The following is a 19,038-nucleotide window of genomic DNA, read 5'->3' on the forward strand; positions in this document are numbered from 1 at the left end:
TCCTCCTTATGAATGGCTGAAACGTAATGTCTTGCACCATATATTCATATTTTCGAGCCCTTCTGAAATCCGGCAGTTGTTCACAAGCCTGCCTCTGTAGCCGTATCCCGCATGATACAAAACGGCATTCATCCCGTAAGAGGCTGCACGGGCCAAGGAAAAAAGATGAATGATTCCCCGGCCCGAAAGTTCCTGCTCCAAGGCTTTAAACAGGTGTGCCGTTACGGAATTTCCTCTGTAATCTGACAGAACTGCACAATCGGTCATTTCAGCGTGCCCCAATACGGGATTGAGATCCGCGCTTGCCGCGCCGATAAGACGTTCCTGATCGAAGGCGGCATAATAGATGGTGTTTTCTCTCATTGTTTTTTTTATATAAAGGGGGTTAAAGACAGGAGTCGGATAGGTGAGAAAAACATGTTTATATAAGTGCGATAAGCGGTCTGCATCATTTTCATCCGCTTTTCTGAATATGAGCTTACTTTCTGTCTGGATCAGTTTCCGCCGCTGTGTCTCATATAAACGGTCAACAGTCGAATCTTCCGATACATATGAATCAGACTGTCTCCGTTTCTCTGATAAATAACGCACCATCACAGCAGCCTCATTCCCATTGTAATATCCGTCTATGACCCCCTCCTGAATAAAGAGATGCTTGACAAGTTCCGGCTCATCGCCGCGCTTGGCAAAGAAAATCACCTTTTTGGCCCCTTCTTGCTTCGCTTCTGCCAAAACTGCCGGGATAAGCGCCTCGGGCTGCCCGTCATAACGAATGACCCTGATCCGCTCGTTGAAACGGTCTGCATCAATCTCGGCCGATCCGCTTTCAGCCCTCAGTTCCTTTATCAGCTCTGCCACCCCCATCTGCCACCCCGCACCATTCCATCATAAAAAGAGAAATGATTTTGACGGCATCAATTAACGCCCGGACTTCAATATATTCATTTGCCTGGTGCGCCGCTTTGACTTCTCCCGGCCCGAAAACAATGACCGGCGTCTGCCCCGCATGATGCAAAAGTCCCCCGTCCGTTCCCCACGGAGACGCTTCACGTATCGGTTTTGCCCCTTTCATTTTCTCAAAAGATGATTCCAAAGCGGAAATCAGCGGATGGTCATCCGGGAGATCGTTCGGAAGCCACTGAGCTCCAAACCATTCAACTTCCGCCGGATGATGTTTAAACCACTCATCCCGGTACTCCAAATCTTTGAGCCAGCTTGCGAGCTCTTCTTTTACGGCTTCAGGCGTTTCATCCGGAGCTATCCCGCACCTGCCTTCTATCACGACACGGTCAGCGACCGAAGATGGCCACGTTCCGCCTTGGACGGTGCCGATATTAATGGGAACCGGAATCGGAACATCCCGGTAAAGCGGGTCAGTGATGCGGGCGTTGCGGACGTGTTCCAGCTCTTTAAGCGCTGTGATGACATGCAGGCTTTTTTCAATCGCGCTCACCCCTTCATAGCGAGTGCCGCCGTGTGCGGACAAACCTCTTACCGTAATGCGGAACCATATAGACCCTTGCTGCTTCACAAACAGCTTTAAATTAGTCGGTTCCGGAATAAGCGCCCCGTCAGCCTTATAGCCTCTCATAACCGCCGAAAGCGTTCCTGCGCCGCCGCACTCTTCATCTACGACACTTTGAAACAGAACATCTCCTTTTAATGTAACCCCGCAGGCTTCAAGCGCTTCTAATGCAAACAAGAGAGCTGTATTGCCGCCTTTCATATCCGTTGAACCGCGGCCGTAAATTTTGCCGTCCTTTTCAACAGCGGTAAACGGTTCATACGTCCATGCGGCGGGATTTCCTTCCGGGACAACATCAATATGTCCGTTCAGTATCAGTGATCTTCCGCCGCCGGCTCCTTTCTTTATGGCGGTGATATTCGGGCTTTCATGAAAGTCTTTGCGTTCCGATACAAAATAAGGATGCTCTTTTAATTGTTTGACATTCGGTTCCCACACATCAATATCCATGTCAAACTGTCTCAGTTTTTCTAAAACGACTGCCTGTGCGTTAAATTCATGTCCGAACGTGCTTTTTTCCCCGATCAGCCGTTTCAGCAGACTTACCGCTTTTGCCGCGTTTTCTTCCGCCCACTCAGTAATTTTCTTTTCTAATTGCTCCATGGACAGGCCCCCTTTTAAGAAAACATTCTCCCAATCTGATTTCGGCATCCGTTGTTTGGATGACATCGTCTATCGTCGAGCCATTCAGCAGTTCCTCAAGAACAAAAGTCCCATCCTCTATGCTGATGACGGCTTTCTCTGTAATAATGAGGTCTGCACAGCGCGAAGCCGTAAGCGGCAATGAACAGCTTTCGACTAATTTCGGCCTGCCCTTCTGATCGGTGTGGCTCATGACGACAACCACTTTTTTCGCACCTTGGGCAAGCTCCATTGCCCCGCCCATTCCCGGCACTTTTTTCCCCGGGACGAGCCAGTTGGCGAGATCACCTGTCCGGCTGACCTGTAATGCGCCTAAAATGGTAATATCAATCAGCCCTTTTCTGATCATGGCAAAAGACAGAGCTGAATCAAAATATGAGGCTCCCTTTACCGTGCTGACGGGAAATCCGGCGGCATTGCATAAGAGTTCATCCTCCGCTCCGGGCTCGGGACTTCCTCCTATCCCAAGAACGCCGTTTTCCGCCTGCAGCATCACCTCCATGCCGGCCGGCAGAAAGTTCGGCACTAAAGAAGGAATGCCGATCCCCAGGTTGACAATCATACCTGAGGTAATTTCACTGGCGGCCCGCCTTGCGATACTCTCTCTTTCCGCTATTCCCAAGCCCATTTCCATTTCACTCCTTCACTTTGCACGACACCCTCCACAAAAACGCCCGGTGTTACAATATGCTCGCTGTCAAGTTCGCCGGCCTGCACAATCTCTGCCGCCTCAGCAAAGGTTCTTTCGGCCGCAGCCGCCATCAGAGGGTTCATGTTGCGCGCCGTTTTGTCATACGTCAAATTCCCGAATTCATCAGCAGTATGTGCCGACACAAAAGCAAAATCAGCCGTCAGCGCTTTTTCAACTAAATAGGGCTTTCCGTCAATCGTTACGGTTTCTTTGTTCTCGCAAACGGTTGCGTTATCAATCCCGATATCCGTTAAAATACCGCCAAGCCCCGCTCCGCCTGCGCGAATCCGTTCGGCAAGCGTCCCTTGAGGCGAAAATTCCACCTCGAGCGTTCCGTCAGTCATTTGTCTGCCCGCTACAGGGTTTGAACCGATATGGGAAGCGATCAGCCGTTTCACCCGTTTATGAACGATAAGCGGACCGATACCGATTTCCGGAAATCCGGCATCATTGCAGATGACGGTCAATTCTTTAACGCCGCTTTCTAAAATCGCTTCGATTAATGACGGAGGAGAACCCACTCCCCCGAAACCGCCGAACATGATGACAGATTCGTCCTTGACATCGGCAATTGCTTCATGAATATCGATTTTTTTATGAAAAATAGACATGTCAGTTCAATCCCTCTTCATCATTTTTTCTGCTTCTTCTGCAGCTAGTGAAAATAGATCTGACAGTTCATCCAGCTCAGCATGGGAAGCCGTCAACGGCGGCGCGATGATGACGGCATCTCCTTCGCCGCTGTCAATGCCGGGCTTTGCAGGGTAAATCAGCAGCCCCCGTTTTTTTGCTTCTGTTATCATTTTTTCTGTAAACGCCTGTTTTTTCGGAAAAACTTCCTTTGTCGTTTTATCTTTGACGAACTCCACCCCGATCAGAAGGCCTTTACCGCGGACATCCCCGATCACCCCGCTGCGCTCTTTGATATGTTCTAATTTCCGCCTCAGTATTGCGCCTTTTTCCTCTGCCTGCTGAAGCAGCCCATGTTTCTTGACATAGCGAAGCACCTCAAGCGCCGCTCTTGCACAGTATGGGTTGGCGCTGTACGTATGCCCGCTCATAATGACCCCGGAGCCCCGCTTGATTGTTTCAATGATGTCATCAGAGGCAACGGCTGCCGCAATCGGAGCGTAACCGGCGCCTAACCCTTTTCCAAGCACAGCGATATCAGGCACGATTCCCCAATGCTCAGAAGCAAGCATCCGTCCTGTTCTTCCGAGCCCCGTCATGACTTCATCCGCGATAAACAAAATACGGTGCCTGCGGCAGACATCCTCAAGTGCTTCATAGTAGCCTGCCGGCGGAGTGATGGCAGCCCCGGCTGCTCCGACAATCGGTTCTGCGACAAAACCGGCGATAAATGAGGCGCCGATCCGTTTAACAGCCGTTTCCAGCTCCTCTGCCGCAGCTTTTACAAATTCCTCTCCCTGCAGCTCAGAACGGTACATATTAGGCGCTGAAACGGCAGGAAACCGTTCAAGCAGCTGGGTAAAACGGTATCTCCGTTCATAAAACCCTGATAATGAAAGCGCTCCCAAAGTAATTCCGTGGTAACTGCCCCATCTTGATAAAAAGACGGATTTTTGGTATTGGCCTTTTTCCTGCCAATATTGAACGGCCAATTTCATCGCTGTTTCAACTGCCTCTGAGCCGCTGTTTACAAAAAATGACCAATTCAGCCCGCCCGGCAAATGATCAGCCAGAAATAAAGCCAGCTCCTCTGCCGGCGCACTGGTGAATTGCGAGCGATACACAAACGAAACGGAGTCAAGCTGCTCTTTTAAAGCTTGTATAATATCCTCCGTCCCGTGGCCGATATTGCAAGTGACCGCTCCCGATGCCCCGTCAAGATACTTGTTCCCCTCCAGATCATACACATATGATCCTTTTCCATGGCTGACTGTCGGATAGATCCCGTCAAGCTCCGGTTTGATTAAATAACTCCCCATATCTTTCCACCTCGAAAACCCATTTGCTTCATTGTATGAACAGATGAATAACGGCATTCTTATCCTTCAGAAAGTTTTTTTGCAGTAATTACCTTTCTGTAAAACAGGCTGCCGGAGATGTCCCGACAGCCTGAAGAGCGTTCTCAGTTCTGATATTTATCTGCTCAGCTCATCACCACAGCAATTTTGATCGGAATCGGCATAATCAGAAGGCGGAAATTCCCGTCTTCTTTACTGTATGGGAACCAATATTTCACACAAATGATCATTCACTTTTTGTAAGGTGTACCTTTCGATAATAGGCTGTTCTCTTACGATTAGATTATTTTTTTCAATCTCTGAAAAAACAGTTTTCCAAAATCCACTGACTGCCTCTTTCGTATGATCAAGCAAGAAAACAGCGTACCTGCCTCCGAAAAATGTACCGACCCGAGCCGGTTCAGGCACATGATCTTGATGAATAACAGCGCAAACATCATAGCGGCATTTCTCTTTAGGCGTACGATTCGGATGATCTTGCGGAATTCCTAAAATGACAGAATGATCAAGCAGTCCATTCAATTGCGCCCAATTTTTAAAAGACTCCATAAGTTCTTTATTTTGCTTTCCGCCATACTCCCCGACGTTTCGGAAATAAGCAATTCTTGATTCAGGTCATTCTTCAATCGTTATTTTCACATTTTCGCCCCCTTCTTCAGAAAAGTAATATGTATTAAAATGTTTTTCAAGCTGACTTTCAACATGAACATAACAAAAAGCCTGCAGGAGTGTTGTTCTCTGCAGGCTGATGTTCATTATAGGATTTTTTCAGTCTAACAAATAAAAGCCGCACCGACGATGATTAATAAAATAAACAATACCACGATCAGCACAAATGTACTGGTTCCGCCTCCGCAGCCGCCGTATCCAAAGCCATAACTGCCGCATCCCCCATATCCGTATCCGTACATACGAATCACCCTTTCTTCTTACGATATACGGCATTGTATGCGGGCCAACTCCCAATTGTTTTATGCGAATGCCCATCTATGTAAGAAAATAATGAAAAATTGTATGCACACGCCGAAATCTTTTGAAGCCGAGTTTCTCATAAAAGCGGTTTACACCGTCCATCCCGGACGCCACAAGGTATACGGTTTCCATGCCGTTCCGCTTCGCCGCAGCCATCAGTTCGTTCATCAATATCGTCCCGTAGCCTTTTCGCTGGAATTGATCCAGAATGGCTACTTCTTCAATTTTGGCGGTTTTATCCGCTTTGTTGATGAAAAGCTCTCCGCAGCCGATCGGAATCGTTCTGGAGGCATCGCTGTAGCACACGACAAGCAAAACCGTCCCGTCCTTATACAAAGGATATTTCCGCTGAAGCTTTTGTTCGGCCGCCGCCTCGCCAATGTAAAGGGCATCATAAATGTTCATAATAGATGACCCGTCAGCAAGACTTTTGTCCGTTCCCCAAGCGGTGAGAGGATGTCCGGCCTGCCGGTCCCCATTTTCCAGCTTCCTTGCAAAAAACAGTTCATCCTCCACTACGTATCCCTGCTTTACCAATGTTTGTTTCAGAAGAAGCGGAAATGTGTGCTCCGGTGACGCTTTCACATGAATATAATTGGTTTGAAGCATGTTCGGAACCGACGCAAAAAACGGAAGCAGTCCGTCTAACGGAAATGTACGGTGCAGCTGAACAAAGTTATGTGAAAAAATCTGCGGCAGCAAAGGGTCTCTATACACAGTGTAATGCTCGAACCTCTGCATGCCGGAAGTAAGCTCAATATATTGTTTCTCGGTTTTAGCAAATTGATCGGTCATAAAAGCTCTCCTTTTCCTTACACATCCAACTGCATCTCTCATCCTTTTGTGATATTGAGATTTCTTATAATTTCATCGTACATCGGATAGAACGGCTTTCCAATTGGTAATTGTTTAATTTGCTGAAAGGAAATGGGTACCGCCTTCTGATTCGCAAAAAAGCGTTTCACTACATCCTGACTGATCGGATGGAGAACCCCTCTCAAATAAACATAAAATTCACGTTCAATGCGAAACAGCATTCTTCCGGGAAGATGCTGAACACAGCCCGATCTCTCCCATCTGATCGGCGGACCGTCCGGCAGCGCTTGGATTTCATCCCGTTCTAAAGCCAGGATGCCGGGTCGTTTAAATTGGTAAAAGCGAAAGGCGTTAAGATCAATCAGCCTTTTCGTCCCGTCTTCTACAAAATAGATATGACACTGATCCGTGACGAGCTGAAAATTCGGAATACCGGCAGCGTTCTCTTCCTCGTATTGAAATAAAAAAGGATCCGGAATGACGACGGCTCTTCCTTCATATAACGGTCGCCAGCGCTCATTGACAAGCTTTCTTTTATTCCGGTCAAGCTGATATACTTTCTGATCCGTCCCCTTTACAAAAGACCCGTCAACCAGCTCTGACGGAAGCGATTGATACGTATTCTGGAATGAGTGGGGTGTTTTATAGGTCGTATCCAACACTTCTTTTATCGGCAGAAATGATGTAAATGTGTTGAGCCTGCTCCAAAAAACAGAGTCTCCGTGATTCCAATGCATGACATCTTCGTCCCAAAAACTGCCGTACTTCTCCTTCACACACCGAAGCAATGATTTCCTGTGCATCACTGAACAGTGATCAACGAGAAAAGCAGCCTGGTCAAGCACGTCATCAGCAAAACGATAAAAGTGGAATTGCTCTGTTCCGCGCTCGTTTACATGCACCACCTTCTGACTGGAATAGACGGCATCAAATTCGGTGCATTGATTAAGCGTTTCCGCCATGCGGCTGAGTCTATCCGGATGATATACGGTGTCATCCGTCAGATAAGTGACGTATTCACCTTTAATCCGTGTAAGCGCATCATTAATCAAAACGGCATACCGGGTCGATTTCAGCCGTTCAGCCGGATTGATAAAACTGTTGTAATAGTATATGCGGTGATCTTTTATATACGTACTGATGGCCGCCGAGGTTTCTTCATTTGAATGATCATCCATTATAAACAGCTCCCAATTGCTGTAGGTCTGCTGCAACACACTTTCAATTGCCTGTTTCACGAGATACGGTTTGTTGTAACTCGTTAAGATAATCGAGATCTTCTTTTCCATCCCATCACCCCTTCTGAACACATAAAAAACGGCTCCGAAAATGACAGAGCCTGATATCTGGTATTAAAAAGCACCCCAGCTGACGATGCTTGAAATCGCGACATTTGATCTCGTATTATTGAGAGGATTTTGAAAAACGGCCAAATCTGACAGCACTTCTTTGACAATCACGTTCTGCAATGTGCTGCCGTTAACCAGATTGACACGTGAAACAGGAACTCCAAGCTCTTTTGCCATCACAAGCTGACGCCGCAAATCTGATTGATCTCCGGACGGCTGACGCGATACTAAAAGAAGAAGCAGCAGTAAAAGATGAAATTCCTCATCAAAACCCCCGTGTTTTACAGTTTCTTCTGAATCCAAAATAATTCCTCTCCTTCTTTTTTTCATCTATACAACGTATGTCGCACTCTTGCAATCCGCATAGGCAGATAGCCTGATTCTAAATTCAGCGGTTTTATTAAATATGAAAAAAATACGGCAAAACGGCATTCGACTTATACCAATCACACCAATCAGGAATATGAATAAACGTGAGGTTGAAATAGTTAAAGGAGGTGTATGATCCCATGAGTGAGGATCGTTTAGAGCTCAAAAAGAAGCTATTGAAAACTCTTTTGAACCCTATATTTGACAACAGCGCTTTATCTAGCGGCACAGATGGAGGAGATAACGTGGAAAACAATATAAAAGATTTATTAGAATCGGCAATTGATGCAAAAGTGGATGAAGCAGCTGCGCAAGACAGTCTCAGCGCTCAATCTGTTTTAGGAAGCGGCATTTCATTAGCGGCGAGATGGATTTTTGCGAGAGTTCAGCCCGGCACTGTTATCAGCATTGTGATGGATTCAGGAGACATGATCGGTCCGGTTCAATTTGTTTTCTTTGACGAAGTTCACGGAATTGTTTATGTTACGCAGGAAAATTCCGTTACACCGGCAGGCTCTGCTACAACATTGCTTGACGTTGACAAAGTCGAAAGTGTCACCTTCACTTCGTAACAGCAGATGAACGTTCTATATATCCGTTCAGGATATAAAGGCATTTACACGTATTTTGACCGCTGGATCGAGGAAGGTTTTTTACAGTCTTCCGTCCGCTTTTTTTCTGTTTCTGAGCTTCAGGAAGATACAATCAGCAGCATACGGGCATTCAAACCTGACATCAGTCTGATGATGGCGGGCGACCGTATTCCGTCAGAATGGCTTCAATGGCTGAGAACAGAGCAGATTCCCGTCTATCTATGGCTGACGGAGGACCCTTTTTATTTTGATGTGAGCGCGAAAATCGCCCCGCTCGCCGATGCCGTTTTGACCATAGAACAAAACGCTCTTGATGCTTATCGGCAAATGGGCTTACAGCACGTATATTATGTCCCGATTCCCGTTAATCAGCGGATTTTTACGAAACAAGCGCCTGACGCTTCTCTTCACACCAATCTGCTTCTGATCGGATATCCGTATCCGAATCGTGTTGAACTCGTGAAAGCAGCGGCGAAGCTTCCGTATACGCTTCGTATCATCGGGAAGGGATGGCGCAGACATCTGCCTAAAACAATCGCCAGACAGAAAAATGTGCTCATAATGGATGAATGGATTGAACCTGAACATGCCGCATTGTATTACAACAGCGCAGACGTGGTCTTAAACCCGCACCGTTCTTACCGGTTTGCGCTCAATCAGAATGGACGCGGCATCCAAAATATCAGTTTAAATACGAGAAGCTTTGACATTGCGGCCTGTCAGACATTTCAGCTGACAGATCTATCTCCCGCGCCCCCTTTTTCATCCTTTGTTTCTTACAGCGGGCTTGCGGATTTTGCGGATAAGATCCAATTTTATATGACAAACCCAACTGAACGTGAACGAATTGCGGCGCTTAATTATCAAGAGACAGTGCCGGCTTACACGTATGACCAGCTTCCGGCCGTGCTTACGGCTATTCGCTCCGATACTTTCTCATGAAACGCTCTTCACATGAAAAAGCAGCTTATCCAAGCTGCTTTTTGTATGTTTATTTTCCGCTTCTGTCGGTCAGTTTTCGCGGGTCAACCTGCTTATTGACCTGTGGGCGGAAGCCGATTTTATCAGCAATTCTTTCCCATGGCACTATTTTAAAATTTTGATTTGCCTTTTGGCTGTGATCTATATTTTCCCCATCCTGTGCGACAAAAAGACCGAACGGATATTTTGGCCCCAGCCCGAAGCCCAGAACGTCAATTCCGTCCGTATCGCTTGTGCCGTCTGTTTCAGGCCCGTCTGTAATGCGAAAATCCGCCACATATTTGTTCTGTCCTTGTCTGTCATAAATGGCATAGCTGCTGTTTCCCTGACTTGATGCCAGCAGATAGCCTTTACCGTCAGCAGCGTAGTAAATCGTCAATCCTTCAATGTCAGGCGTTAAATGCCTGCCGTCGGCTCGGTCGATAACCGTTCCGTCACTGCCGCCGTCCGGTTCGGCGCTGAACTTCCAAATGGCTTCATCCTCTTCCGCGATATAAAGACTGCCGTATTCATCGTCTGCTGCCATTCCTTCCGTCTGAGAATTCATTTTAAATGCCCTTACCTTCTTGCCGGATATGTATCCATTTTTGTCCGCCTTTAATTCATATTGCTCAAATTCGCCCTCTTTCCCTGTCACCATCGCGTAATATTTTCCCGTTTTTTGACTGTGGTACAAGCTGAAACCGTATACTTCATCAATTGCTGATGCAATTGGATTTTTTGGATCTGTAATGCTTTGCAATGTGCCGTTCTTTCCGTCAATGGCGTAGATCTCAACTGTATTTTTCCCTTCAGACCGGTTGGATGCTGCCGCAATATCGACTTTTTTTCCGTTCAACGGAAAATCATAGCGGATATCGACATTGTTCAGTTTCCCGGTATTATAGGAATGAAGCATCTTACCATCGAGACTGTAAACGACTAAGCCTGATTTTTTATTGGTCGTAATCAATTTGCTGTTCTGAGGAGTTTTGGGGTCCAGCCAAATCGCAGGATCGTCCGCCGCATCACCGGCTGTATCAACAGGTTCCGTTTCCGCCGCCGCATTGACGGTAAAATGATAAGGATCAGACAGCTTATGCTTGGCCTCAGAAGAAACGGCACCGCATGTGAGCATCAGTCCGGCTGCCGCGGTTAACAAAAGTGTTTTTGAATGATTCATTTTACTTCCTCCTTTTTTAAACCTGCACTTCAATTGTAAAATACATACAGAATCATCAGTGTTAAGTTTTTGTGAAAATTGTAAGAAAGTGAAAATTCGTGTTGAGAGAAGAAAAAAAGACGGGAGCAGAATTACAAGTGAATATTTAGTACAATGATTTGTTAGTAATTCTTTTTCTATTAATTGGCTCAAGCGAAATGAAAGCGCATCAGATTAATGATTTTCTCTAATTTTTGAATTATTGGTTGCTTTCATTAACTCGCTGAAATTGTTCAACATATGATGCATGGTAGAGAAACGAGAGTTGGAGGATAAGCCATGCCTAAACAGCAAGCAGTAGAGCTAAAACCATTTTTTCACGATAAAACTGTTCTCGTCACCGGCGGGACAGGGTCAATCGGAAGCCAAATTGTTAAACGCCTTTTGCTCTTAACGCCTAAAGAAGTCATTGTATTCAGCAAAGATGACAGCAAACAATATGTGATGAAACAAAAATACGCGGATGAACAAAGACTGTCATTTGTGCTCGGCGATGTACGTGACTACAGAAGAGTAAACCAAGTGATGAAAGGTGTTGATATTGTCTTTCACGCCGCTGCGCTGAAGCAGGTTCCGACTTGTGAGGATCATCCGTTTGAAGCCATTCAAACCAACCTTATCGGCGGACAAAATGTCGCAGAAGCCGCTTTGCTGCAAGAGGTGGCGCATGTGATTAATATCAGTACCGATAAAGCCGTTTATTAGGATACTGACTACAAACAAATCAAAAAAAGAAGCTTACTCTGCACTCCTTTCCAAAGCAGCCTCCAATAAATGCTGAGCAAATTGTTTATAAAATTCATCTAAGTCATTACTTGCTTCATCCTGATTTATATAGCGGATACCGTAATTATCTTTATGGACAACCTTTATTGTTTTCTTCTTTAATTCCTCATAACGTTGGTAAGGTTCCAAAGCTACACCCCCGCTTTCACAGGAGTATTATATGTATATAATGGTTCGTCTCTTGACTGTTCTTTCTTTATCAAAGCCTCGCAAAGCTTGTTCAAATAATATGTATGGTTTACTTTTTTCTTTATCCAGCGTTCAGAAACGATCTCTTCGCATATGAATATGGGAAAGCAGCTTTGTTCGTTCACGGTACTCCGTAATTCAAAAATGTGTTCTTGGCATCCGCTTTCCTATAGTCTTTTTCAATTACTCTCCAATTATCATTCAGCCTTGGAAAATATAAATGTGCCTTCTCATCATCTGAGCCAACAATCCACAAATAAACGTTGTGGCAGGAATGCTTCATATATAGAACCAACGTCAATGAACATTACTTCTTCACTAGTATCCAATTGAACTCTCACCAGCTTTAACACATCCTCAACAAAAGATAAGCAAATGAAGAATGAGGTCAGATTTGAAGACATTATTTCTGTTCAATATGATATTCCTTCGTGTTTATCTCTAAGCAGTTCAAAATTTATTAAGGATATGTTCAGCTTGTTCTTGAAATAACAGATTGCTTCATCTTGCTCTTCACTTAAAATGTTAATCATTTAATCAAGCTCCCTTAAGTATAATGTTTAAGTGTTTTTATATGGGGGAATACATGTAAGGAGGTGGTTCATTTGGAAAACAATCAGAAAATAACGCTAAACTCTTCTTTCGCGTTATCCACTCTTATTGTCTTACTTATTGCATTGTTCCCGTCCTATTCCTCTTGGTTTGTCACGATATTCTTTTTAGGATTTGCACTCATATACACATTTGAAAAAAATAAGAGTAAATCCTCAAAATTAATTGCCATTATTTCATATCCATTGTTTGTTGTAGCATTAGTTTACAGCATAATAAACAGCATATAATAATCCTCCCACCTAAGGGAGGACTATTTTTTATCCTTTACATTTCAGCAACTTTTGGGCCGCCTTTGTCTGTGATGATAAAGCTGTCACTTCCGATTTTTTTCTTTCGATCCTTATCTTCATAAATCGTTACATGGTGCTTTGTCATTAGAGTTGCTCCTGCCATCTTAAATTCCTGCTTATCCTTAAAGTAAACAATTTTATATTCACCTAGAATAATCATGTTAGCTAGTCCAGCTAAATAAGAAGACCATCCCCCTGTTGGCAAATTTAATGCAAATCCTAATGTTTGAACGACTGCAGCAGTCGAATACTTGTCAAACTTGGTATCGCCGTATGTAGTTCCGGCATCTTGCCAATCATCTGCAGTTGTTGAAAAACTTGGATTCTTAATATTTGAGGCGGTCTTAAGTACATTGATTGGTTGGTGGTAGTTGCTTTCAGTATCAGTCCTACTATGATTGAGCTCTTTTGCATTTACCCCTGCTCCAAAATCACAAAGCAAACCACTTACGAGTAAAGTTCCAACAACTCCAATTTTACCAATGTTGTTTTTCAAACCTAATTCCTCCTCTGAGTGTTTTGATTATATTACACTCAGATGTTACCCTAAAAATATCCATATAAACCACTTTCTATTAAATTTATTTTCTATTAAAACTACAGTTTTATTTAATCTAATAAAGTTGACAAAGCTGGTTACGCCCTGTCAACTTTTTGTTTATCTAAATCGTTTCATACCCTTTAAATTTAAAAAATGTTATTTCTGTATGTCTTGTTGAAACTTTCAAATAGTCTTTGAAAAAGCTCTCTACTAGAAGCTTGGTATAAAATTCAAAGATGGCTCGTCCAAGCTCTGCATTATTTTTTGTTGATGTCCTTTCACGGAATTTGTCATCACTAAATTGATGTTTATAATGGAAAATTACATTTGTGAACTCATATTCTACCCTGATTTCATTATCCCGTTCTTCAAATTCTAATTTTTCAATTTCAATCGGAGTAGTTTCAATGTACGTTTTAAATAGTTCTTTTAAAGCTGATTTCAATTCACCTAATAAACCATCTTTTTTCTTAACAATTTCAAAACTTAACAACCCTTGTATTTTTCTTTTTTCCATTTGAACCAATCCCCTTCTTTGTATTTGCTTCTTTATTATATCTCAAATTTCTCAATATTAAGATATTGAATATTTACGTAGCCTTAAATGACTACGTCCCCTTCTGCAGTCTTCAGCGTTCCAGTATCATATGTGTTATGAATTAAGGTTGTATTCTTTGCTTTATCTATACAATACGGGTGAGATAATAACTTACCTCCAATTCCACGCGCATCGTTTCTTACGAGACGTGCCTTGTTTGTATTATCCAAAATAAACGCCATATCCTTGATCTGCTGAACGATTGAACATGATTTCATTATCCTTTAATATCTGTTCTGAACCGCCAGTCAGTTGAATGGCGATTAATGATTTACAGAAATAAATCTGATTCTCATTAATCTGGCAACTGTATTTCTCAGGAGTACCTTTAATTGCAACATTCCTAGGCTCATGAATTTCATTTCGATGTAGTGAGACAAAAGAGTCTTTGTCCCAATAGATGCCGTATCCACTCCCACTTAACAACAAGTCCTTTCCCTTTAAACGAACTGACTGAGACCTTTCGCAATAAATTCCACCGTATACATTAGCAAACTCATTATTAACGAGACTGATTCGGCTAGAATCCATTATCTTTGCAGCATATGATGAGCTCGTTCCTGTTCCTTACCTTAATATCATTTGAGTTTCTAACCTGGACTTGGACACAATCACTGTTCTCTATCCTGTTGTCCGTAATTAAGAAGTCCTCTGCTTGATGTGTTGCAATAGAACTTGCTTTTATTTTTTCAAAACTATTATTTGATACTGTGCCGCCCTTTCCTCTATAAATGCCCACTTCAAAGCCACTGATCGTATTACCATCAATTTGAACTCTGTTTCCTGACTCTGTGCTTGAAACACTACTGCCATATCGCTTTATATATCACCTTCGCTTAGCTATTATGTTCTAAGGAGGTGATATTTTGTTTGTATCGCCAATGTTACTGCGTTCAATCAAAGAGCCATTCGAGGGATAGTTATATTACCGAATTTCAGTTATTAATATCTAAATCGTAAAAAGCCACAAAAAATAACGGGTGAAACATATTATACATGTCTAATATGTTTCACCCGTTTAATTCTTGTTCAACAAATTGACTGATTGCTGACTATAGAAAAATATAAAAATTCCTTTTCACAAATTCATGTGTTTTTTTCCAACTTTGCTCAATGATCGATCGAATAGGGTAATAATTAGAATCAAACAAATGACTAAACTGAATATTGCTGCATTGTGGAGACCATTTGTAATAGCTTCGGATTTTAAAAACAATCCATTGGCAGCAGAAGCCAGCATAGCTCCCATGTACATAAAGGTTCTTAACAAACCTGCTGAAGCGCCCATTTGTTTGGAAGCAGCCTGAAAATAGACCGCATTTTGATTAGCCAAATTCAATATGCCTTGAGGTATTCCGAAAAGTATAGCAATGACAACAAGATAAATAAGACTGCTTGAATGATTTGTAAATAACAGCAGTGACATAGCAATAAACTGAACGATACTCCCTACAATCAATTTCATATGGATTGCAGGATTTTTTCCGGTTGTTTTAGAAATGATGATCGACGTTAAAAACATCGGCAATAACAACAGACCAGAATGTGAAGGGGACAGCCCCGTGCCTGTTTCTAACCATTGGGTATATCCATAAAGAAAACTGTATGATACGGTAGCTGAAAGCAAACCTCTGGTATACGTTAATAACAAGGGAGTATTCCCGCCTAATAATCGTAAATCCATAAAAGGATTTTTGATTCTCAACTCGAAGCCAGTAAAAATGACACCGGAGATGATTGCAATTATTAATAAATATACATTATGCCAATTCGGACTCATTAAGAAAAGGAGAGCAGAAATTAAGGTGATTCCAAAGAAAATGATACCAATAAAATCAATGGAAGTATTTTTCTCCTCTTTGCTAAGGGAATCTCCTAACCCCCTTGGAAACCGGTAGTAACCTAAGAACACACAGGCTAATGATAAAGGAATATTTACGATAAATATACTTTGCCAACCGCCAAATTCAATAAGCAGCCCCCCTAAGGTTGGTCCAACAACAGCAATCGTTTGGCTAGAAATCGTTAATAATGTAAGAATACTCGTTGAACTTTCCTCACCTGTTCGCTCTGCTTCACTACGGATAAGATACATAGAGGCCGGATAACCAGCGCAGGTTCCAAAACCAAGTAGAACTCTTGAGCAAACAAGCCACCAAATATTAGGGGCAAAGATTGCGATTAAACTAGAGATACCTACTAATGATGATGCAATTAAAAAAAGAAGTCTTGGACCAAAAATATCAATTAACTTTCCTACAACTGGCTGTCCAATTGCCGTAGCAAGATATAAAGCAGAAACAAGCCATGCTGTTTGAGAAGGCGGTACTCCAAACGCCTGACCAATTGGAATTAAAGCAACTGAAATGATCGAAGAGTTAATAGGATTGAGAATGGAACCTAAAACCATTGGAGCAACCAGTTTTTGATTAAAATGATTTTTATTTACAGCCTTCCTGCTGATACCAAATATAGACAAATTTATTCCTTCCTTCCTTCATTTCATCTCGAAAGGTTTCGGGAACCATAAAAAACGACTGTGTAAATCATAGAAAAACTGAAGGCAAATTAGTCGGGTCTATTTCCCATAACGGAAACAGACCCTCTTTGTTTAATTCAATGCAGCAATCCAAGATTGGACCGTTAACACATCGGCTTGACGTGGAAATACCTTTTCCATTAGAACTCGGTGAACCTCTGGATCTGGATCAAAACAAGCGTCATTTAACACTTTAATTTCAAAGTCTTTGTCCGCTGCTTCTCTTAAAGTGGATAAAACGACCCCACTTGTAGATATTCCACTGAGAACAAGTGACTCAATTTGTTGCGCCCGTAAGATCATTTCCAGATTACTTCCACTAAAAGCACTAACTCTATATTTCGTAATAACAGGTTCATTTGCTTCGGGTTGGACGGATTCATAAATTTGTGTTGCATGATCATTGACCGTCATAGCACCATACTTACTTATAGCTGAAAAAGCCTTGTTTTTCGTGCTGACCTCCGGATAACCCTCACTAAATCCGACCCTGACAAAAATAACTGGAATAGAATGTTTACGGGCGGCTTTTATTGCCTTTTGAAATGGCATTAAAGCTTGTTCTAGATTTTCTCCTAAATGTGGTACGATTCCATTTTGCAGATCCATTACTAATAGTGCAGTTTTACCATTTTGATTTAACATATGTTGTAATCTCCTTTTCAATAGGATACAATAAGTGGAGAGCTCTCCTTTTAATAATAAACGGAGATATCTCCACTTGTCAATTATATAATCATTTTTTGGAGTGATATTTGCATGGTTAATGATAAAAAAATATTACATAAGCACACTGAACGTCGTGACGCAGCTGAGAACCGCCAACGTATTTTAGATGCTGCTTTTAAATTATTTGAACAAAATGGTGTTGAAGAGGTTAGCATGAATCAGATCGCAACAGAAGCAAAAATCGGTCCCGGAACTCTTTATCGACGTTATAAAAATAAGGGAGAATTGTGCCTTGATTTAATTAGGGACAACGTAGTTCTACTATTTGAGGATATAGATGCGTATTTAGAGGAGCATAGAGAAGAGTCACCCCGGTTACGATTTAAAGGCGTACTAAGTTTATTTATCCAATTCAGAGAAAATAAAGCTCAATTGCTTAAAGGTGTTGAAGATGCTGCTCCAAGCAAAAGCCGCAATCCCCTATCAAAAGGTCCGATTTATAGTGAATTACACCAAATATTCGTCAATCTTTTTGAAGAAATATACGAAACCAGATTCCCGAAAGTTAACAATGTATTTAGATCGGATACGTTACTTCAAGCTTTAAGGAGTGATTTTTATTTATTTCAAAGAGAAGTTCGCGGTTATTCTCCTGAAATTATTTTGGAGCAACTCTACTCAACGTTTATATCTGATTAAGCAGTAATTGTGTTCGCTTTAGTTTCGGTCATTTACTCCGCCTCTATATTTTTTATGTTTTTTTCAATGTAGCATATAATCCTTCGTAAGCCTCAATTTTAACAAAACAGCCCTTTTCGTAATGAAAAGGGCTAAAGATTAACTTTTGAAATAGTGACCCTGCTCTAGGTCCGAGATAAGTGTTGGGTGCACAGGCCGCCATCCCAAGAGTTTTTGGGCCAGTGTGCTTGACTTCGGTAAATCAAGAGCGGCAATTAAGCCAAGAAAGCCAAAGTGTGCATCTGCCTCTTCATGTGAAATGCTGACTGCGCGCAAGTTCAGATGCTTACCGATGACGCTTGCTATGTCTCGAAATGCTATACCTTCATCTCCGACCCCTTGAAGCCGTGTTCCTGCTGGGGCCGATTCCAAGGCCAAACGGAATAGGCGTGCCGCATCAAGCCGATGTACGGCTGACCAACGGTTGGATCCATCGCCAATGTAAGCAGAGACACCCTTTTCACGGGAAATGTTGATGAGCCTCGGTACGAAGCCCTTATCGCCCACGCCGTGGACGGACGGCGGAAGCTCCACAATCGATGTCCGCGCCCCACGCTCAGCCAGTGCGATCACCGCATTATCCGATGCCTTTCCGTTTGCATGAGCAGTGGTCACAAACGGCTTGTTGGAGTCTTCGAGCACCTCCCCAATCGCCTCAATTGCACGCAGGTCCGTTGCGAGCGAACCAGCGAAGTCCGAGAAGTCGTTCTTAAACGCCAGGTGAATGACACCATCCGCAGATGCGGCTCCGCTGCGAAGACTGTCGAGGTTATCAAGGGCTCCATGGTGCACCTCAGCCCCAGCTTCCTTCAGCGCCATGGCACCATTGTCAGAACGTGTAAGGCCGACAACTTTATGACCAGCATCGATGAGTTCTCGGACGACAGCAGACCCGATGTAACCTGTTGCTCCTGTCACAAAAATACGCATAAAAATGCCCTCCTTG

24 protein-coding genes and 2 pseudogenes are annotated in these 19,038 nt (G+C 43.1%); 5 read left to right on the forward strand and 21 right to left on the reverse strand.

Annotation, left to right across the window (positions count from 1 at the left end; all coding sequences use genetic code 11):
* Nucleotides 1–6: 6 nt before the first annotated feature.
* The 10 genes from ablB to cgeC form a co-directional block, all read right to left on the reverse strand.
* Nucleotides 7–864: a putative beta-lysine N-acetyltransferase gene (gene ablB / locus AC1DN5_RS10920; protein ID WP_415273114.1), complete on the reverse strand. Its 858-nt coding sequence runs from the start codon at nt 862–864 to the stop codon at nt 7–9.
* Nucleotides 827–2,128 carry a peptidase gene (locus tag AC1DN5_RS10925; protein WP_436627793.1) on the reverse strand — a complete coding sequence of 434 codons (1,302 nt, stop codon included), beginning with the start codon at nt 2,126–2,128 and terminating at the stop codon, nt 827–829. Before AC1DN5_RS10925 ends, ablB begins: the two co-directional genes overlap by 38 nt.
* Complete coding sequence (locus AC1DN5_RS10930; protein ID WP_366969258.1) at nt 2,100–2,795, reverse strand: 3-oxoacid CoA-transferase subunit B; 696 nt, start codon at nt 2,793–2,795, stop codon at nt 2,100–2,102. Before AC1DN5_RS10930 ends, AC1DN5_RS10925 begins: the two co-directional genes overlap by 29 nt.
* Nucleotides 2,780–3,469 carry a CoA transferase subunit A gene (locus AC1DN5_RS10935; RefSeq protein WP_016936646.1) on the reverse strand — a complete coding sequence of 230 codons (690 nt, stop codon included), beginning with the start codon at nt 3,467–3,469 and terminating at the stop codon, nt 2,780–2,782. The genes AC1DN5_RS10930 and AC1DN5_RS10935 overlap by 16 nt, the downstream gene beginning before the upstream one ends.
* Nucleotides 3,470–3,475: 6 nt before the next feature.
* Nucleotides 3,476–4,807 (reverse strand): aspartate aminotransferase family protein, encoded by a 1,332-nt coding sequence (locus tag AC1DN5_RS10940; protein WP_366969257.1) that lies wholly within the window; start codon nt 4,805–4,807, stop codon nt 3,476–3,478.
* Between the two features lie 231 nt (nt 4,808–5,038).
* A complete protein-coding gene (locus AC1DN5_RS10945) occupies nt 5,039–5,449 on the reverse strand; it encodes an AraC family transcriptional regulator (protein WP_366969664.1) in 411 nt (136 codons plus the stop codon).
* Between the two features lie 170 nt (nt 5,450–5,619).
* Nucleotides 5,620–5,757 carry a YjcZ family sporulation protein gene (locus AC1DN5_RS10950; RefSeq protein WP_016936649.1) on the reverse strand — a complete coding sequence of 46 codons (138 nt, stop codon included), beginning with the start codon at nt 5,755–5,757 and terminating at the stop codon, nt 5,620–5,622.
* Between the two features lie 76 nt (nt 5,758–5,833).
* Nucleotides 5,834–6,613, reverse strand: coding sequence for a GNAT family N-acetyltransferase (locus AC1DN5_RS10955; RefSeq protein WP_366969255.1), 780 nt, complete (start codon nt 6,611–6,613; stop codon nt 5,834–5,836).
* Between the two features lie 38 nt (nt 6,614–6,651).
* Complete coding sequence (locus tag AC1DN5_RS10960; RefSeq protein ID WP_049628645.1) at nt 6,652–7,923, reverse strand: glycosyltransferase family A protein; 1,272 nt, start codon at nt 7,921–7,923, stop codon at nt 6,652–6,654.
* A 63-nt stretch (nt 7,924–7,986) separates the two neighbouring features.
* Nucleotides 7,987–8,286 carry a spore maturation protein CgeC gene (gene cgeC, locus AC1DN5_RS10965; RefSeq protein ID WP_366969253.1) on the reverse strand — a complete coding sequence of 100 codons (300 nt, stop codon included), beginning with the start codon at nt 8,284–8,286 and terminating at the stop codon, nt 7,987–7,989.
* Between the two features lie 206 nt (nt 8,287–8,492).
* Between cgeC and AC1DN5_RS10970 the strand changes: the two genes are divergently transcribed.
* Nucleotides 8,493–8,924, forward strand: a complete 432-nt coding sequence (locus AC1DN5_RS10970; protein ID WP_016936653.1) for a hypothetical protein — start codon at nt 8,493–8,495, stop codon at nt 8,922–8,924.
* Nucleotides 8,925–8,930: 6 nt separating this feature from the next.
* Nucleotides 8,931–9,887 carry a CgeB family protein gene (locus AC1DN5_RS10975; protein ID WP_049628646.1) on the forward strand — a complete coding sequence of 319 codons (957 nt, stop codon included), beginning with the start codon at nt 8,931–8,933 and terminating at the stop codon, nt 9,885–9,887.
* A gap of 49 nt (nt 9,888–9,936) precedes the next feature.
* Here the strand turns inward: AC1DN5_RS10975 and phyC are convergent, their stop codons facing one another.
* The gene (phyC, locus tag AC1DN5_RS10980; protein ID WP_366969252.1) at nt 9,937–11,088 is read right to left on the reverse strand and encodes a 3-phytase; all 1,152 of its coding nucleotides are present in this window, start codon (nt 11,086–11,088) and stop codon (nt 9,937–9,939) included.
* Nucleotides 11,089–11,406: 318 nt separating this feature from the next.
* On the opposite strand from phyC, the gene AC1DN5_RS10985 reads away from it, so the two are divergent.
* Nucleotides 11,407–11,832 carry an SDR family NAD(P)-dependent oxidoreductase gene (locus tag AC1DN5_RS10985; protein ID WP_016936656.1) on the forward strand — a complete coding sequence of 142 codons (426 nt, stop codon included), beginning with the start codon at nt 11,407–11,409 and terminating at the stop codon, nt 11,830–11,832.
* Between the two features lie 33 nt (nt 11,833–11,865).
* On the opposite strand, the gene sprB is transcribed toward AC1DN5_RS10985, so the two are convergent.
* From sprB to AC1DN5_RS11000, 3 genes and pseudogenes are all read right to left on the reverse strand, one after another.
* Nucleotides 11,866–12,042 carry a recombination directionality factor SprB gene (gene sprB, locus AC1DN5_RS10990; protein ID WP_016936657.1) on the reverse strand — a complete coding sequence of 59 codons (177 nt, stop codon included), beginning with the start codon at nt 12,040–12,042 and terminating at the stop codon, nt 11,866–11,868.
* Nucleotides 12,043–12,044: 2 nt separating this feature from the next.
* Nucleotides 12,045–12,227: pseudogene (locus tag AC1DN5_RS10995) on the reverse strand (hypothetical protein); the annotation flags it as partial.
* A gap of 303 nt (nt 12,228–12,530) precedes the next feature.
* Nucleotides 12,531–12,635, reverse strand: a pseudogene (locus AC1DN5_RS11000) (hypothetical protein); the annotation flags it as partial.
* Between the two features lie 72 nt (nt 12,636–12,707).
* Here AC1DN5_RS11000 and AC1DN5_RS11005 point away from each other — a divergent pair.
* Nucleotides 12,708–12,944 carry a hypothetical protein gene (locus AC1DN5_RS11005; RefSeq protein ID WP_064778494.1) on the forward strand — a complete coding sequence of 79 codons (237 nt, stop codon included), beginning with the start codon at nt 12,708–12,710 and terminating at the stop codon, nt 12,942–12,944.
* Between the two features lie 37 nt (nt 12,945–12,981).
* On the opposite strand, the gene AC1DN5_RS11010 is transcribed toward AC1DN5_RS11005, so the two are convergent.
* From AC1DN5_RS11010 to AC1DN5_RS11035, 6 genes are all read right to left on the reverse strand, one after another.
* On the reverse strand, nt 12,982–13,503 hold the full coding sequence (locus tag AC1DN5_RS11010) for a hypothetical protein (RefSeq protein WP_366969251.1): 522 nt from the start codon (nt 13,501–13,503) through the stop codon (nt 12,982–12,984).
* A gap of 166 nt (nt 13,504–13,669) precedes the next feature.
* On the reverse strand, nt 13,670–14,065 hold the full coding sequence (locus AC1DN5_RS11015) for a hypothetical protein (protein ID WP_366969250.1): 396 nt from the start codon (nt 14,063–14,065) through the stop codon (nt 13,670–13,672).
* A 243-nt stretch (nt 14,066–14,308) separates the two neighbouring features.
* Entirely contained in the window at nt 14,309–14,677 is a 369-nt protein-coding gene (locus tag AC1DN5_RS11020) for a right-handed parallel beta-helix repeat-containing protein (RefSeq protein ID WP_366969249.1), read from the reverse strand.
* Nucleotides 14,667–14,885: a hypothetical protein gene (locus AC1DN5_RS11025; RefSeq protein ID WP_366969248.1), complete on the reverse strand. Its 219-nt coding sequence runs from the start codon at nt 14,883–14,885 to the stop codon at nt 14,667–14,669. The genes AC1DN5_RS11020 and AC1DN5_RS11025 overlap by 11 nt, the downstream gene beginning before the upstream one ends.
* A 339-nt stretch (nt 14,886–15,224) precedes the next feature.
* Nucleotides 15,225–16,625, reverse strand: a complete 1,401-nt coding sequence (locus AC1DN5_RS11030; protein ID WP_366969247.1) for an MFS transporter — start codon at nt 16,623–16,625, stop codon at nt 15,225–15,227.
* A gap of 132 nt (nt 16,626–16,757) precedes the next feature.
* Nucleotides 16,758–17,330: a cysteine hydrolase family protein gene (locus tag AC1DN5_RS11035; RefSeq protein ID WP_049628849.1), complete on the reverse strand. Its 573-nt coding sequence runs from the start codon at nt 17,328–17,330 to the stop codon at nt 16,758–16,760.
* Nucleotides 17,331–17,444: 114 nt separating this feature from the next.
* On the opposite strand from AC1DN5_RS11035, the gene AC1DN5_RS11040 reads away from it, so the two are divergent.
* Nucleotides 17,445–18,053: a TetR/AcrR family transcriptional regulator gene (locus AC1DN5_RS11040; protein ID WP_327815683.1), complete on the forward strand. Its 609-nt coding sequence runs from the start codon at nt 17,445–17,447 to the stop codon at nt 18,051–18,053.
* A 138-nt stretch (nt 18,054–18,191) separates the two neighbouring features.
* Here AC1DN5_RS11040 and AC1DN5_RS11045 read toward each other — a convergent pair whose 3' ends face one another.
* A complete protein-coding gene (locus AC1DN5_RS11045; protein WP_366969246.1) occupies nt 18,192–19,022 on the reverse strand; it encodes an SDR family oxidoreductase in 831 nt (276 codons plus the stop codon).
* Nucleotides 19,023–19,038 lie beyond the last annotated feature (16 nt).

It is taken from the genome of Bacillus sp. 01N42_2, assembly GCF_056399565.1.

Bases quoted from the DNA above. Each gene is read 5' to 3' on its own strand.
- AC1DN5_RS11045 (WP_366969246.1), bottom strand. From the start codon at position 19,022: ATGCGTATTTTTGTGACAGGAGCAACAGGTTACATCGGGTCTGCTGTC.
- AC1DN5_RS11015 (WP_366969250.1), bottom strand. From the start codon at position 14,065: ATGGAAAAAAGAAAAATACAAGGGTTGTTAAGTTTTGAAATTGTTAAG.
- AC1DN5_RS10935 (WP_016936646.1), bottom strand. From the start codon at position 3,469: ATGTCTATTTTTCATAAAAAAATCGATATTCATGAAGCAATTGCCGAT.
- ablB (WP_415273114.1), bottom strand. From the start codon at position 864: ATGGGGGTGGCAGAGCTGATAAAGGAACTGAGGGCTGAAAGCGGATCG.
- AC1DN5_RS11020 (WP_366969249.1), bottom strand. From the start codon at position 14,677: ATGGATTCTAGCCGAATCAGTCTCGTTAATAATGAGTTTGCTAATGTA.
- AC1DN5_RS11040 (WP_327815683.1), top strand. From the start codon at position 17,445: ATGGTTAATGATAAAAAAATATTACATAAGCACACTGAACGTCGTGAC.
- AC1DN5_RS10950 (WP_016936649.1), bottom strand. From the start codon at position 5,757: ATGTACGGATACGGATATGGGGGATGCGGCAGTTATGGCTTTGGATAC.
- AC1DN5_RS10975 (WP_049628646.1), top strand. From the start codon at position 8,931: ATGAACGTTCTATATATCCGTTCAGGATATAAAGGCATTTACACGTAT.
- AC1DN5_RS10930 (WP_366969258.1), bottom strand. From the start codon at position 2,795: ATGGGCTTGGGAATAGCGGAAAGAGAGAGTATCGCAAGGCGGGCCGCC.
- AC1DN5_RS10925 (WP_436627793.1), bottom strand. From the start codon at position 2,128: ATGGAGCAATTAGAAAAGAAAATTACTGAGTGGGCGGAAGAAAACGCG.
- AC1DN5_RS10960 (WP_049628645.1), bottom strand. From the start codon at position 7,923: ATGGAAAAGAAGATCTCGATTATCTTAACGAGTTACAACAAACCGTAT.
- AC1DN5_RS10985 (WP_016936656.1), top strand. From the start codon at position 11,407: ATGCCTAAACAGCAAGCAGTAGAGCTAAAACCATTTTTTCACGATAAA.
- phyC (WP_366969252.1), bottom strand. From the start codon at position 11,088: ATGAATCATTCAAAAACACTTTTGTTAACCGCGGCAGCCGGACTGATG.
- AC1DN5_RS10970 (WP_016936653.1), top strand. From the start codon at position 8,493: ATGAGTGAGGATCGTTTAGAGCTCAAAAAGAAGCTATTGAAAACTCTT.
- AC1DN5_RS11035 (WP_049628849.1), bottom strand. From the start codon at position 17,330: ATGTTAAATCAAAATGGTAAAACTGCACTATTAGTAATGGATCTGCAA.
- AC1DN5_RS10940 (WP_366969257.1), bottom strand. From the start codon at position 4,807: ATGGGGAGTTATTTAATCAAACCGGAGCTTGACGGGATCTATCCGACA.
- AC1DN5_RS10955 (WP_366969255.1), bottom strand. From the start codon at position 6,613: ATGACCGATCAATTTGCTAAAACCGAGAAACAATATATTGAGCTTACT.